We start from the raw sequence: 14,654 nt of genomic DNA on the forward strand, positions 1-14,654 counted from the left end.
TGTCACGGAGAGTGTCAGCTATGGCCTGACCCCAGGCCTGACGAGCGTGCCGTCGGAAGCCGGAAGAGAGGCATGCCGCGCCCGTCACTGCCGCGGGGAGCCTGTCACCGGATGTCCCGGCGGGCCGAGGGGGCCTCAGTCGCGCTGGTAGGCGGCGAGGAGGAACAGCCAGATCTCGCTGACGGTCGGGAAGCAGGCGACGGCATGCCTCAGCCGCTTGAGCGGGACCTCACCGGAGACCGCGACGGTCGCCGAGTGCAGGAGTTCGCTGACGCCCGGGCCGACGAAGGTGACGCCGAGCAGGACTTCGCGGTCGAGGTCGACGACCATCCGGGCGCGGCCCTGGTAGTTGTCGGCGTACAGGTTGGCACCCTGTGCGGCGTTGAAGGCGACGTCGACGGTCTTGGTGCGGTGGCCGGCGGCGGCCGCCTGATCGGCGGTCAGGCCCACCGCCGCCGCCTCGGGGTCGGTGAAGAAGACCTGGGGCACGGCGTGTTGGTCGGCGGTGGTGGCGTGGTCGCCCCACGGTGCGTCGTCCACCGGCCGGCCCGCGGCACGGGCGCCGATCGCGTCGCCCGCGGTCCGGCCCTGGTACTTGCCCTGGTGGGTGAGGAGAGCGCGATGGTTGACGTCGCCGAGCGCGTAGAGCCACTCACCGTCGACGCCGTCGACCAGGCAGGTGGTGTCCACGTCCAGCCAGGAGCCGGGGGTGAGGCCGACGGTGTCCAGTCCGATGTCACCGGTGGCGGGTGTGCGGCCGGTGGCGAAGAGGACCTCGTCGGCCTCCAGTTCGCTGCCGTCGTCCAGGGTCAGGGTGACGGGGCCGCCGGGATCCGGGCGGCGCAGGGCGGTGACCTGCACGCCGGTCCGCACGTCGGCGCCGCCCTCGGTGAGGCCGCGGGCGATCAGCTCGCCCGCGAAGGACTCCATGCGCGGGAGCAGGCCCCGGCGGACGAGCAGGGTGACGCGGGAACCGAGGCCCTGCCAGAGGGTCGCCATCTCGACGCCGACCCCGCCGCCGCCGATGACGGCGAGCCGCGCGGGCACGGCACTGGAGTCGGTGCCGTGCCGGTTGGTCCAGGGCCTGGCCTCCTCGATGCCCGGGATGTCCGGCAGCACCGGCAGACTGCCGGTGGCGACGGCCACCGCGTGGCGGGCGGTGAGGGTCTGTCGTGCGCCGTCGTCCCGGGTGACGGTGACACGGCGCGGCCCGTCGATCCGTCCGTGGCCGCGGAAGAGGTCGGCGCCGATGGACTTGACCCACTCGGCCTGGCCGGTGTCGTCCCAGTCGGTGACATAGCGGTTGCGGCGGGCGAAGACCCGCTCGGTGTCGAGCCGGCCGGTGACGGCCTGCCGGGCGCCGTCCACACGGCGGGTGTCGGCGACCGCGATGACCGGCCGCAGCAGAGCCTTGCTGGGGACGCAGGCCCAGTAGGAGCATTCACCGCCCACGAGTTCGCGCTCCACCACGGCTACCGAGAGGCCCGCGGCGCGGGCGCGGTCGGCGACGTTCTGGCCGACCGGGCCGGCACCCAGCACGACGACGTCGTAGCTGCCGCCTGCCTGGTTGTCGCTTGTTTCGCTCATTTTCTCTCACATCGCAATCGGGGCTGGTGACATCGCAATCAGGGCTGGTCACAGCTGTTTCCATCAGCGGGGTGAGCGGCAATGGAACGCTCACCCCGGTCCCGCTCGGTGCCCGGCTCCGCCCCCTGCGCGTCAGGCGAGGACGCGGCCGAGGAAGTCGCGGATGTGCTCCGTGATGTCCCCGAAGTGGCTCTCCAGGGCGAAGTGCCCGGACTCGAGCAGGTGGATCTCGGCGTCGGGCAGGTCGCGGCTGAACGCCTTGGCGCCCTCGGGGCCGAAGATCTCGTCGTTCGCTCCCCAGACCGCCAGCAGCGGGACCCCAGCATCACGGAAGTACTGGTGCACCCGGGGGTAGAGATCGACGTTGGTGGGGTAGTCGCGGAAGAGCTTGAGCTGGATCTCGTCGTTTCCGGGGCGGTCCAGCAGTGCCTGGTCGTGGACCCAGTTGTCGGGGCTGACCAGGCTGGGGTCGGCGACTCCGTTCACGTACTGCCATCGGGTGACCTCGGGGGTCAGGGCGCCTCGCATGGGGGCCTCGGTGTCCGGTCCCGGGGCCTCGGCATAGGCGAAGACGCCGTCCCAGAACGGCTTGACGAAGCCTTCCTCGTAGGCGTTGCCGTTCTGGGTGATGATCGCGGTGACGCGGTCCGGGGCCTTCAGCGCGAGCCGCCAGCCGATGGGGGCGCCATAGTCCTGGACGTACATCGCGAACCGGTCGACGCCCAGGTGCTGCAGCAGACCGGAGGTGACCTCGGTGAGGGCATCGAAGGTGTACGGGAAGTCCTGCAGGGCGGGCATGGCGGACTGGCCGAACCCGATGTGGTCGGGGGCGATCACGTGGTAGCGGTCGGCGAGCGCCGGGATCAGGTGGCGGAACATGTGCGAGCTGGTCGGGAAGCCGTGGAGGAGGAGAACGGCTGGTGACTCCGGATCGCCGGCCTCCCGGTAGAAGACCTCGAGACCCCCGACGGTGGCGGTGCGGTGGTGGACTGCGGAGACCATGCCTCTAACCTCTCTATCTGCCTTTACTGGTTACATTGCCAGTCGAACACGCCCCATCTAACCTGTCAAGATATTTTTGTCAGTTAGATAGCGGTCGTGGTCGCATGGCCCCGCGCCCGCGCGGCGGACGTGGCCCCACTCCAAACCCTCCGCCGAGGAGCGGCCGCCTGCCAGCGCAACCGCCGCCGAAGGGTGTGGGCATGGGCGCGAGCACGGGCGTGGGCGTGGGCATGGGCATGGGCGTGGGCACGGGCATGGGCGTGGGCGTGGGCGTGGGCAGCCGAGCAGGCCAGTGGTGTCGGACGATGTGCCGGCGCGCCGCGGCCACTCCGCCGCCCCGGGCGCAGCTTGCGCAATCGCGACGGCACCGGCCCGGAATTAGGATCGGCCCCAGCGCACAGGCACAGCGCCACGGCCGAGCGCACAAGCACAGCGTCATGGGGGCTACCCCGGTCGGCCACCCGCAGGAGGTCCGCGATGGCGACGCTGCTGTCCGTCAACGTGGGGATGCCCAAGGACGTGTCCTGGCAGGGGCGGACCGTCCGCACCGGCGCCTGGAAGGCGCCCGTGCACGGCCCCCGGATGGTGCGACGGCTGAACATCGAGGGAGACGGCCAAGGAGACCTGGCCGGACACGGCGGTGAGATCCGTGCCGTACTCGTCTATCAGCTGCAGTCCTACCTGTACTGGCAGAAGCAACTCGGCCGCGACGACCTGGCCTTCGGGAGCTTCGGGGAGAACTTCACCGTGGACGGGCTGCCGGACGACGACGTGTGCATCGGCGACCGGTACCGCATCGGCGAGGCCGAGTTCGAGGTCACCCAGCCACGCGTCACCTGCTACCGCGTGGGCATGCGCCTGGGCGAACCGACCATGGCCGCCCTTCTGGTGGCCCACCATCGCCCCGGCTTCTACCTGCGCGTCCTCACCGAAGGCCACGTCCAGGCCGGGGACGAGATCACCCTGACCCGCAAGGGTCCCGAAGAGCTCACCGTCGCCGACACCGACGCGCTGCTCTATCTCCCCGACCGCGACCCGGCGAAGCTGCGCAGAGCACTGAACATCCCTGCCCTCAGCCCCGGTTGGCAGCAGTCCTTCCGGGAACTCGCCGCCGCCCGGCCGCCCGCGCGGCAACCGGGACGGCCGGGCGAACCCGGCAGCGCCGAGCGGCCCGGAGAAGCGCAGGGACGGACCGGCGAACCCGGCGGCGGTGAGCAGTCCGGAGAAGCGCCGGGGTGGCCGGGCTTCAGGACCATGCGCGTCGCCCGCATCGTGCCCGAGACCCCCACCGTCTCATCGATCTACCTCGACACCACCGACGGCACTCCCCTGCCGGTGGCCCGTGCGGGCCAGTACCTCTCCATCCGGCTCACCGTCGGCGACGCCGGTCCCACGGTCCGCAGCTATTCGCTGTCCTCCGCACCGACGGCCGGCACCTACCGCATCAGCGTCAAGCACGAACCCCACGGGAAGGTCAGCGGCCACATCCACGACATGCTCCGCCCCGGCGACCTCGTGGACATCGCCGGCCCCCGCGGAACGTTCGTGCTCGGCGAAGGCAGCCGCCCCGTCGTGCTCGTCTCCGCAGGCATCGGCGCCACCCCCGTGCTCGCCATGCTCCACCAGCTCGCGGCCGTACGGGACCCACGACCCGTCTGGTGGGTCCATGTCGCCCGCGACCGCGCCCATCACGTCTTCGCGGACGAGGCAGGCGCGCTCCTGGCCCGGCTCCCGCACGCCCACGAGCACATCTACTACACCGCCGAAGCCGCCCCGCAGCCCGGCCGGCCCCGGTTCACCGAGGGCCGCCCGACCGCCGCCTCCCTCGCGGCCATGGGCATTCCCGCCGACGCCGACGCCTACCTCTGCGGCCCGACCGCCTTCATGGACGACGTCGGGGGCCATCTGCGCGACCACGGACTGCGCCCCGAGCGGATCCACACGGAGCAGTTCGGCGCCCTGGCCGCCATCAACCCCGGTGTCAGGCCCACGGCCGCCATCCGGCCGCACCAGCCACCCGGCCCACCGGGCACCGGCCCCCTCGTCACCTTCGCCCGCAGCGGCATCACCACCGCGTGGTCGCCCGGGCACGAGTCGCTGCTGGAACTCGCCGAGGCCTGTGACATCCCCACCCGCTGGTCCTGCCGCACCGGTGTCTGCCACACCTGCGTCACCCCCCTCCTGTCGGGTGACATCAGCTATACCGTCCCGCCCCTCGAACCCCCTGAGGCCGGCACCGTCCTCGTCTGCTGCAGCCGGCCGACGACCGAAACCGTCCTCGACCTCTGACCGTCCCGCGGCGGAGAGCCGGGACCCGTCCCGTGGGCCACGAACGGCTGCTGCTGCTCGTGCCGGGCCGGCGCTGCCTGCCGTACGAGGAGGACCCGCGCCCGCTCAGCTACGGCCGCGCCACCGAGCAGCCCGGCCTCCTCCGCCCGGATCGAGGCTGGAGCGGGCGCGAGGTCGAGTACCGCATCGAGGCGGTGCGCCGGCACCCGCACGGCACCGGTACTCCCTGCCCGCCGATGCACGACCCGTCCGCCGGCAGCCCCTCGGACAACACCCCGGGTCAGCCCTCGCCCACCAGGTCGAGTTCGTCACGCGTCGCCTCCGCGGCGATCTCCGGGACGGGCCACTTGCGGTTCAGCGGCAGGGACACATCCCGCCACCAGGGGCGCGTGGGCAGGTCGCCGGCAGGCTCGAAGGGCTGGCCCGCGACGGGGACGGCGACCGCCTGTCCGGCCGCGTCGGCCGCGGCCAGCGTCCACTCCGCCGGCTCCGCCCAGGCGTGCGGGGCGAGGTTGAAGGTCCCCCAGTGGATCGGCAGCAGTACGCCGTGCGGCATCCCGCCCTGCAGGTCCAGGTGGGCGCGAAGCCCCTCCTCGGGGGTCATGTGGATGTCGGGCCAGAACTCGCTGTATGCGCCGATCTGGATCATCGTGGCGTCGAACGGGCCGTGCACGGCGCCGATGTCCTTGAAGCCCTCGAAGTAGCCGGTGTCACCGCTGTGGTAGAGCCGGTGTTCCTCGCCCGCGACGACCCAGGACGCCCACAGGGTGTGCTGGGTGTTGCGCAGACCGCGGCCGCAGAAGTGGCGGGCCGGGGTCGCGGTGAGGGTGAGCCCGCCGACCCGGGTGGACTCGTGCCAGTCGAGCTCGCGCAGCCGGTCCGGGGACACGCCCCAGTGTTCGAGGTGGGCGCCGACGCCGAGCGGCACGGCGAACACCGTGTCGGTGCCGGCCAGCTCCTTGATCGTGGGCAGGTCCAGGTGGTCGTAGTGGTCGTGCGAGATCACCACGACATCGACCGGTCCGAGGGCGGCCAGCGGCAGCGGCACCGGGTGCAGCCGCTTGGGCCCGACGAACGGGAACGGGGAGCAGCGCTCGCCCCAGACGGGGTCGAACAGGACCCGGTGGCCGTCGATCTCCGCGAGCACGCTGGAGTGGCCCATCCAGGTCACCCGCACTCCGCCGACCGGCGGTTTGGCCAGGTCGGCGAGGGTGGTGGCGTGCACCGGGACGGTGCCGCGGGGGGCGCGCAGGAGCCGTGTCTCCTTGTCGAAGAACACCTTGGCGAGGTCCAGCGTGGAGCCGGAGGGCCGGGTGCGGGCGACGCCGCCGGGGTTCTGGAACACGCCGTCCTTGAAGTGGGGGGAACGGCGGATGCGCGCGAGGCGCTCACCGCTCGGTTCCGCGCCGAAGGCCTCGGGCTGAAGCGCGCGGAGCCCGGAGCTCAGGGAACGCAGACCGGTCACGGTACCTCCAGATGGAGTCGCTGGGGTCCTCCATTATGGTCGGCCCCTCCGACAAGCCGGTCACGGGCAGGGGTCTGGGCGGAGCGCCCCCTGCGGAGTCCCCGTGGAAGAGGCCCCGCCCCCCGGACCGACGGGCACCCGCCATACTCGCACGCACGTTCCCCTTGCGCGTTGACAGCACCCCGAGCAACTCCGGATACTGACTCACCGTTCAGTAGAGCCACCCGGCTACCCGTCCGACCACCCTGTGCGTGGCCCCTGGAGGCACCCATGACCGCCCCCCTGATGTCGCTCGTCTGGACCGACCACGTCACCGGCCGGCAGGGCTTCCTGGTCGTCGACCGGCTGGTGCGCGGTGTGGCCAGCGGCGGACTGCGCATGCGGGCCGGCTGCACCCTTCAGGAGGTCGCCGGACTCGCCCGCGGCATGACGATGAAGGAGGCCCTGCACTACGACCCGGACGGCCGCTACGTCCCCCTCGGTGGAGCCAAGGGCGGGATCGACTGCGATCCGCAGGACCCGCAGGCGTACGAGCTGCTGGTGCGCTACCTGCGCGCCATGAAGCCCCACATCGAGAGCTTCTGGACCACCGGGGAGGATCTGGGCCTCACCCAGGACCTGGTGGACCGCGCGGCGGCCGAGGCGGGGCTGGTCTCCTCGATCCAGGCCGTCTATCCGCTGCTGGACGACGAGACGGCCGCCCGCAGACGGCTCGCGGACGCCTTCGCGGTCGAGGTGGACGGCATCGGCCTGGACGAACTGGCCGGCGGCTGCGGGGTCGCGGAGTCGGTGCTCGCGGCCCTGGACCGGGCGTCGGTGCCGTACCCGGGCACCCGGGTCGCCGTCCAGGGGCTGGGCACGATGGGCGGGGCCACGGCGCGCTTCCTCGCGCGCGCAGGGCTCACCGTGGTGGCCGTCGCGGACATCAAGGGCACCGTCGCCAACCCGGCCGGACTCGACATCGAGGCCCTGCTGGCCACCCGGGACGCCTACGGCACCGTCGACCGCGCGGCCCTGCGCCCCGGCGACCGTGAACTGCCCGGCGACGCCTGGCTGTCCGCCGGGGCGGAGGTGCTGGTGCCCGCGGCGGTGTCGTACGCGATCGACACCGCCAACCAGGAGCGGATCACCGCCCGCTGGATCGTCGAGGCCGCGAACATGCCGGTCCGGCCCGAGGCGGAGGAGCTGCTCGCCGCGCGCGGGGTCACCGTCCTGCCGGACGTGGTGGTCAACTCCGGGACGAACGCATGGTGGTGGTGGACCCTGTTCGGCGACATCGGTCCGGATGCGGCCGAGGCGTTCGCGCACATCCGCCGCTCGATGCGCGCCCTGATCGATCTGGTGCTCGCCCGCGCGGAGACCGACGGGACGACCCCGCGCACCGCCGCCCACGCCCTGGTGACGGACCGCCTGCCGGTGATCGCCGACCGCTTCGGGTGGTACCGGTGACGGGGGCCGCTCTCGTCGGCCGTTTTGAGCGGTACCGGTGACGGCGGCCGCTCTCGTCGGCCGTTTTGAGCGGTACCGGTGACGGCGGCCGCTCTCGTCGGCCGTTTTGAGCGGTACCGGTGACGGCGACTGCTCCCGCCGACCGCTCCGAGCGGTACCGGTTACGGCGACTGCTCCCGCCGACCGCTCCGAGCGGTACCGGTGACGGCGACTGCTCCCGCCGACCGCTCCGGGCGGTACCGGTGACGGCGGCTGCGCACCGGCTCAGGCGGGGGTGCTAACCGGCCATGGGAGGCAGATCCGTTCGGACCGCCCGCACCGACGGAATAGGGTGACCGCGTGGCGAGAGTGCGGTTGAGTGTGGCGCAGCGGCGGGAAGAGCTGCTGCGGGCGGCCATCGAGCAGATCGAGGCGCGGGGCGTGGCGGCGGTCAGGATCGCCGACGTGGCCTCCGCCCTCGGTGTGAGCAACGCCCTGGTTCTGTACCACTTCTCGACGAAGGAGAAGCTGGTCGCCGCCGCGTTCGCCCACGCGGCCGAGGACGACCTGGCGCATCTGCGGGGGCTGCTGGGCCGGCGGACGTCCGCACTGCGCCGGATGCGGGCGGCCGTGCGCTGGTACGCGCCCACGGGCCAGGCCAAGGGCTGGCGGCTGTGGATCGAGGGCTGGGCGGTCGCGCTGCGCGAACCCGCCCTGCGGGAGGTCACCCGGGACCTCGACAAGCAGTGGAAGGCGGCGATCACCGAGGTCATCGCGGAGGGCGTGGCAGCGGGCGAGTTCGTCTGCGCCGACCCGGTGGGGGCGGCCCTGCGGCTGACCGCGCTCCTGGACGGGCTGGCCGTGCAGCTGACGTCGTATCCGGGCGCGGTGCCGCGCGCGCGGGCGCAGGTATGGGTGGACGACGCCCTGGCCCGGGAACTCGGTCTGGAGCGGGAGGCGTCGACCGCACCAGGGCGGTGAGCCTGCCGGGGCGGTCAGCGTGCCGGGCCGGTCGGCCTGCCGGCTCGGTGAGCCTGCCGAGGCGTTCAGCCTGCCGGACCGGTCAGCGTGCCGAGGCGGTCAGCGTGCCGGGGCGGTGTGCAGATCCGGGCGGTGCGTGGACCGGGGTGGGCGCACCCGTGTGCCCCGCACCGCTGAGCCTGCGGTACGGGGCACGCGTGCGGGCCCTCAGGCCACCGATGCGATCCGCATCTTGATGTCGTCCGGCGACAGGGTGCCCTTCGCCGTCACATGGTCCCCGGAGGACTCGCCGCGCAGCCGGCGGCCGATCCACGGCACGAGGTACTCGCGGGCCCAGTGGACGTCGTCACGGCGGATCTCCAGGGTGCCCCGGACCGGGAGCGGCGGCCAGGACTGCTCCGGGTCGGCCGGGATCTGCAGGCCCAGGGCCTGGCCCGCCCTGAGCGCTACGCGCGTGTGCCCCTCGGGCGAGAGGTGCAGCCGGTCGTCGTCCCAGGCCCTGCGGTCCTGAACGGACTTGAGGGACCACAGGTCGAGCACGGGACAGCCGTACCGGTCGGCGATGGCGCGCACGTGCCCGTTGTAGGTGGCGATCTTGCCGCGCAGATGCTTGAGCAAGGGGACGCCACGGGTGTCGAAGCCGGTCGTCACCAGCACGGTGCCGACCGCCTCGGTGAGCTGGGCCACGGCCCGCTCGAAGCGCTCGGCCACCTCGTCCGGGTCGGTGCCGGGCCGGATGATGTCGTTGCCGCCCGCGCAGAAGGAAACCAGGTCCGGGGCCAGTTCGGCGGCCTTCGGGAGCTGGTCGGCCACGATCTGGTCGAGCAGCTTTCCGCGCACCGCCAGGTTCGTGTACACGAAGTCGCCCTCGGGTCTCCGGTCGGCGAGCAGTACCGCGAACCGGTCGGCCCAGCCGACGAATGCCCCGTCGGGCCCGGGGTCGCCGACGCCCTCGGTGAAGCTGTCCCCCACCGCCACGTACGACCCGATCACTGATGTGTTGTCACTCTTCGAATCGTCTGCCACGTCGGACCATGATTCACCTTCGGATGTGACCTACGCGACCGTAATACGGGGTTGACGAACGGTGAGATAAGACACTTCTAAATAGTCGGCCAACCCTGGAATAAGGCCCTGGTCACAGGCGTTGACGGTCCGAGCCGAGCGTATGCGACACCGAAGGCCGGACCCGGGGACCGGGTCCGGCCTTCGGCTGCGTGTCAGGCAGGTGGTGGTGCGGGAGTCGCCGGTGGCTCAGCCGACAGCGACGCCGTGCGAGCGGAGGTAGCCGACCGGGTCCACGTCCGAGCCGTAGTTCGGCGTGGTGCGGATCTCGAAGTGCAGGTGCGGGCCGGTCACGTTGCCGGTTGCACCGGACAGGCCCAGCTGCTGGCCCTCGGTCACGGTCTGGCCGGCCGAGACGGAGAGCTGGGAGAGGTGGGCGTACTGGGCGTAGTAGCCGTCGTTCAGCTTGATGACGACCTGGTTGCCGTAGGCGCCGCCCCACCCGGCGGAGACGACGGTGCCGGCGGCGACGGCCTTGACGGGGGTGCCGGTCGGGACGACGAAGTCGACGCCCGTGTGGTAGCCGCTGGACCACATGCTGCCGGCCACGTGGTAGCCGGTGCCGACGGTGGCGCCGGTGACCGGAAGGGTGTAACCGGTGTCGGGGGTGGCGGCGGGCCCGGAGGTCCGGCCGGCCTGGGACGGGTGCGCGGAGGCGTCGGACCCGGGGGCCTGCGAGCCGTAGCCCGAAGGCTGCGGAGTCTGCGTGGACTTCGGGGGCTGCGGCGTCCGCGAGGGCCGTGCGGGCTCGGCGTGGGCCGGGGCGGCCTTCCCGCCGAGCGACAGCTTCAGACCCGGGTGGATCAGTGAGGGGTTCTCACCGACGGCCTGCCGGTTGTCCGCGTAGAGCCGGTGCCAGCCGCCGCCGACGTTCTGCTCGTCGGCGATCTTCGCGAGCCAGTCGCCGGACTTCACCGTGTAGACGCGTACGCCCGAATTCTGCTGCGCGCCGGCCGACTTCGCGGCCGCCTTTTCCACGTTCGGAAGGGACTGCACGGCCTTTCCGGAAACGGACTGCGAGGTCGCCGCGTGCGCTCCGGCGGCCCCCATGAGCGGCAGAGCCAGCGCGGCGCCACCGGTTCCGGCGACGGCGATCGAGCGGGTGAAACGCCGGGTCTTCGGGCGTCGGTGCTTACCCTTCGCGGGCATGGAGCATTCCTCTCCGGCGCCTGCGAGGTGAGCTGTCGGGTTCGGACTGGAGCTGTCCGGCCGCGCGGTGCGCGGCTGCACCCCAAGCCTGTCGCGGAGACCGGGACAGGCTGTCGTACCTGGTGGGTCCCCCGCTCCTGCCGTGCACGGGTCATGGGTGTGGGGACTCCGGGCGGCGGCAGGATTCGGCGTTCCGTCCGGATTGATGGCGAACGTAAGCGAGCAGGACGCACCCGGACAAGCAGCTGGTTCCCGGCGTCCCCGTCCCAGCTGATCGAATTCGGGAATTCCCGGTCACCCTCCGTGAATTCCCCTTTCCAGTCCTCTTTCAATTTCCCGCACACACATGAGAATTACGTGGACATGACCCGCGACACACGGTCACGGATATGACGCTCCTCACGCGCCGACTCGCCACACCTTCCCATTCCAGACCGAGTTGGAATGAAAGCATCAATTCGGACAGACGATTCAGATGCGGCGCAGCCGGAGAGCCGTCGCATCCAGGTCGCCCCGCAGTCCGGTGCGCAGCCCGTGGTGCAGGAGAACGGCCCCGCGGTGGATTTCTCCCGTTTCACGACATTCATACGATGCGGTCGGGTCGAGACCGCGCAGCCGCACCGCCGGTACCGGTTCGCCGTAATGCTGCGCCTGGAGGCAGGCGAGGACCACGGTCTCGCCCCCGAGGACGTACTGGACGGCGCTCAGGCCGCCCGCCGGGGGCCGCAGCCGGTAGAGGTCGCCGCGCTGGACGACCGGGCGGATCTCCTTGTAGAGAGCCACCCACTCCCGGGCCTCGGCCAGTTCCTCCGCGGCCCACTCGGTGAGGTCGCCGCCGACTCCGAGCACCCCGGCCATCGAGCTGACGAAGCGGAACCGCAGCGAGCTGGCCCGCCCGTTGAGCTGTGTGTTCGGGCTGTCGGTGACCCAGGCCGCCATGACCCGCGCGGGATGGATCTGACTGAATCCGTGCTGGATGGCGAGCCGGTCGAGCGGGTCGGTGTTGTCGGAGGTCCACACCTGGTCGGTACGGCCGAGCACGCCGAGGTCGATCCTGCCGCCGCCGCCCGAGCAGGACTCGAAGGCCACCTGGGGGTGGGCGGCGCGCAGCCGGTCCAGCAGGGCGTACAGGGCGCGGACGTGGTCGACCCACAGGCGCTGCGGGTACGGCTCCCCGGGCCAGCCGGCGTCGGTGAAGCAGCGGTTGAAGTCCCACTTCACATAGTCGATCGGGGCGCTGGACAGAAGGGTGTCCAGCTGCTCCCAGAGATACTCCTGGACGTCCTCGCGGGCGAGATTGAGGACGAGCTGGTGGCGAAATTCCGTCCGCTTCCGTCCCGGTCGGTACTGCACCCAGTCGGGGTGGGCGCGGTAGAGGTCGCTGTCCGGGTTGACCATCTCGGGCTCGACCCAGATGCCGAACTGCATGCCGAGCTCGTGCACCCGGTCGGCGAGGGGCTTGAGGCCGCGCGGGAAGCGGTCGGGGTTGGGTGTCCAGTCGCCGAGTCCGGCGTGGTCGCTGGTGCGGGCGCCGAACCAGCCGTCGTCCACGACGAACAGCTCGACGCCGATCCCGGCGGCCCGCCGCGCGAGGGCGGCCTGCTGCTCCTCGGAGATGTCGAAGTTGGTCGCCTCCCAGGAGTTGAACAGCACCGGCCGGTCCTGCTCCGCGCCCGGGACGACATGCACCCGCTGGTAGGCGTGCCAGGCGCGGCTGGCCCCGCCGAAGCCGCCGTCGCTCCACAGGCCCGCGAAGACGGGGGTGGTGTACGACTCCCCCGGCTGCAGGAGCAGCAGACCCGAGTCGTCGTGGCCGGCGCCGCCGGTGATCTGCACGCGCGCGTCGGGGAGTTGGGCGACCGCGATCCGCCAGGAGCCGGACCAGCCGAGCGCACAGCCGTAGACCTCGCCGCGCTCCTCGGTGGCGTCGGTGTCCAGTGCCACCCAGGGCAGGTGCTGGTGCCCGGTGTGGCCGCGGCGGCTGCCGATGACCGTCTCGCCGCGGGCGAGGGGGGCGGTCGCGAGCAGGGACTCGGCGGCCCAGCGGCCGTGCAGCTGGGACAGCCGCCAGTCCTCGCGGTCGGGCAGGGTCCAGGTGGCGGCGTCGGCACGCAGCAGCTCCACGCGCGCGTGCCCGCCGTTCTCCACGGTCACCCAGCGCTCCACGACGTCCTCGCGCATCCGGTAGTGCAGGGTGACGGCGATCCCGTCGTCGTCGAAGCGCAGCCGCAGTTCCTCGTCGCCGGCGTCGCCTGCGGTGTCGCCGGCCACGAAACGCCATTCGGTGCCGCGCCGCTCCTCGGTGCGCACGGACAGGGCCGGGCGGACGAAGCGGGGGCCGCCCTCGACGGGGTACTCCTCGCGGCCGTCGAGCGGGGACTCGAAGGGCCAGTAGGCGGGCAGCGGACTCACCGCCAAGGCCTCGGCGTCGGCCGGCGTGATCCGCGGTCCCCAGTGGAGGTGCAGCAGTTCGTCGGCATCGGTGAGATGCAGCGCATAGCTGCTGGTGGGCCCCGACAGGAGCCACGTGCGACCGTTCTGGGCGATGTCCGCCATCGAGACCTCACAGGTGCCAACAGATCCGCTCAAGTACGAACATCATCAGGCCCTGCGGCCCCTGGTGGCAACGCCTGTGGACAACTCATTGCCTGAGGAAATCGATGTCGTATGGTCGACTGAGCGCCCGTCGACGAGCCGTGCCGACGGGGCCGACTGGGAGGAGCCCCCGTGACGCAGCAGGTCCCCTCGACCGAGCCCGAACTGGCCGGAGTGCGCAATTTCCGTGACGTGGGCGGACTGCCGGCCGTGGACGGACGGCGGGTGCGCCACGGAGTGCTGTTCCGCAGCGGCCACCTGGCGCACGCGACCGAGGACGACGCGGCCTTCCTCGCCTCCCTGGGCCTGCACACGATCTTCGACTTCCGCAACGGGGCCGACCAGAAGCTGGAGGGCCCGGACGTCGAGCTGCCCGGCGTGCGGAACGTGAACCTGCCGCTGAGCGACCCCGCGGACGGCGCCGAGTTCTGGAAGATGGTCCGCGACGGCGACCTGGACCAGTTGCACGGCATCCTCGCCGACGGCAGGGCAGCGGCCCGGATGGTCACCTCGTACCGGACGATCGTCAAGGAGCGCACCGCCGAGCACTCCCGGGTGCTGCACGCGCTCGCCGAGGACAGCGTGCCCGCGCTGATGCACTGTGCGGCGGGCAAGGACCGCGCCGGCATCTCCATAGCCGTCACGCTCCTCGCCGTGGGAGTGGAGCGCGAGGCGATCGTCGCGGACTACCTGGAGTCCAACGCCAAGCACCGTCGCTACAAGGTCCGCCGCAACGGCAGCCCGGACACCGCGTACACACCCGAGGTGATGGAGCTGCTCAGCCCGCTCTTCGACGCACGCGCCGAGTATCTGCAGGCGGCGTTCGAGAGCATCGACGAGACCTGGGGCGGCGTGGACGCCTACTTCGAGCAGGGCCTGCGGCTCACCCCTCAGACCCGGGAGCGGCTGCGCGAGCGCCTGCTCGACTGACACCGCCCGGCACCCTGGCACCACTCCGTGCCCTGACACCGCCCGGCACCCTGACACCACTCCGTGCCCTGACACCGCCCGGCACCCTGACACCGCTCCGTGCCCGGCGGTTCTCGGTGCCCGCCGGTTCTCACTGCCCGGCGGTTCTCGGTGTGCGGCGATT

Annotated in this window: 10 protein-coding genes and 1 riboswitch; of the genes, 4 read left to right on the forward strand and 6 right to left on the reverse strand. The window is 71.9% G+C overall.

Annotated features, from left to right (window positions below):
- Positions 1–135: 135 nt before the first annotated feature.
- Together ACZ7P3_RS05525 and ACZ7P3_RS05530 are read right to left on the reverse strand one after the other, a co-directional pair.
- Positions 136–1,587 carry a dihydrolipoyl dehydrogenase family protein gene (locus tag ACZ7P3_RS05525; protein WP_472079108.1) on the reverse strand — a complete coding sequence of 484 codons (1,452 nt, stop codon included), beginning with the start codon at positions 1,585–1,587 and terminating at the stop codon, positions 136–138.
- Between the two features lie 132 nt (positions 1,588–1,719).
- The gene (locus ACZ7P3_RS05530; RefSeq protein WP_472079110.1) at positions 1,720–2,589 is read right to left on the reverse strand and encodes an alpha/beta fold hydrolase; all 870 of its coding nucleotides are present in this window, start codon (positions 2,587–2,589) and stop codon (positions 1,720–1,722) included.
- A 477-nt stretch (positions 2,590–3,066) separates the two neighbouring features.
- Here ACZ7P3_RS05530 and ACZ7P3_RS05535 point away from each other — a divergent pair, with 477 nt between their 5' ends.
- Entirely contained in the window at positions 3,067–4,878 is a 1,812-nt protein-coding gene (locus tag ACZ7P3_RS05535; RefSeq protein ID WP_472079111.1) for an MOSC domain-containing protein, read from the forward strand.
- A 280-nt stretch (positions 4,879–5,158) separates the two neighbouring features.
- On the opposite strand, the gene ACZ7P3_RS05540 is transcribed toward ACZ7P3_RS05535, so the two are convergent.
- Positions 5,159–6,343: an MBL fold metallo-hydrolase gene (locus tag ACZ7P3_RS05540; protein WP_472079112.1), complete on the reverse strand. Its 1,185-nt coding sequence runs from the start codon at positions 6,341–6,343 to the stop codon at positions 5,159–5,161.
- 270 nt (positions 6,344–6,613) lie between these two features.
- Here ACZ7P3_RS05540 and ACZ7P3_RS05545 point away from each other — a divergent pair, with 270 nt between their 5' ends.
- Both ACZ7P3_RS05545 and ACZ7P3_RS05550 read left to right on the forward strand, forming a co-directional pair.
- Positions 6,614–7,792, forward strand: a complete 1,179-nt coding sequence (locus ACZ7P3_RS05545) for a glutamate dehydrogenase (RefSeq protein WP_472079113.1) — start codon at positions 6,614–6,616, stop codon at positions 7,790–7,792.
- Positions 7,793–8,131: 339 nt separating this feature from the next.
- Entirely contained in the window at positions 8,132–8,752 is a 621-nt protein-coding gene (locus ACZ7P3_RS05550) for a TetR/AcrR family transcriptional regulator (protein ID WP_472079114.1), read from the forward strand.
- Between the two features lie 207 nt (positions 8,753–8,959).
- On the opposite strand, the gene ACZ7P3_RS05555 is transcribed toward ACZ7P3_RS05550, so the two are convergent.
- From ACZ7P3_RS05555 to ACZ7P3_RS05565, 3 genes are all read right to left on the reverse strand, one after another.
- Entirely contained in the window at positions 8,960–9,745 is a 786-nt protein-coding gene (locus ACZ7P3_RS05555) for an SGNH/GDSL hydrolase family protein (protein ID WP_472079429.1), read from the reverse strand.
- Between the two features lie 261 nt (positions 9,746–10,006).
- Positions 10,007–10,966, reverse strand: a complete 960-nt coding sequence (locus ACZ7P3_RS05560; protein ID WP_472079115.1) for a M23 family metallopeptidase — start codon at positions 10,964–10,966, stop codon at positions 10,007–10,009.
- A 2-nt stretch (positions 10,967–10,968) separates the two neighbouring features.
- A riboswitch (cyclic di-AMP (ydaO/yuaA leader) is annotated at positions 10,969–11,136 on the reverse strand.
- Positions 11,137–11,437: 301 nt separating this feature from the next.
- Positions 11,438–13,522, reverse strand: a complete 2,085-nt coding sequence (locus ACZ7P3_RS05565) for an alpha-galactosidase (RefSeq protein WP_472079430.1) — start codon at positions 13,520–13,522, stop codon at positions 11,438–11,440.
- Between the two features lie 171 nt (positions 13,523–13,693).
- Between ACZ7P3_RS05565 and ACZ7P3_RS05570 the strand changes: the two genes are divergently transcribed.
- Positions 13,694–14,491, forward strand: coding sequence for a tyrosine-protein phosphatase (locus ACZ7P3_RS05570; protein WP_472079116.1), 798 nt, complete (start codon positions 13,694–13,696; stop codon positions 14,489–14,491).
- Positions 14,492–14,654 lie beyond the last annotated feature (163 nt).

It is taken from the genome of Streptomyces sp. NPDC107581, from assembly GCF_055657175.1.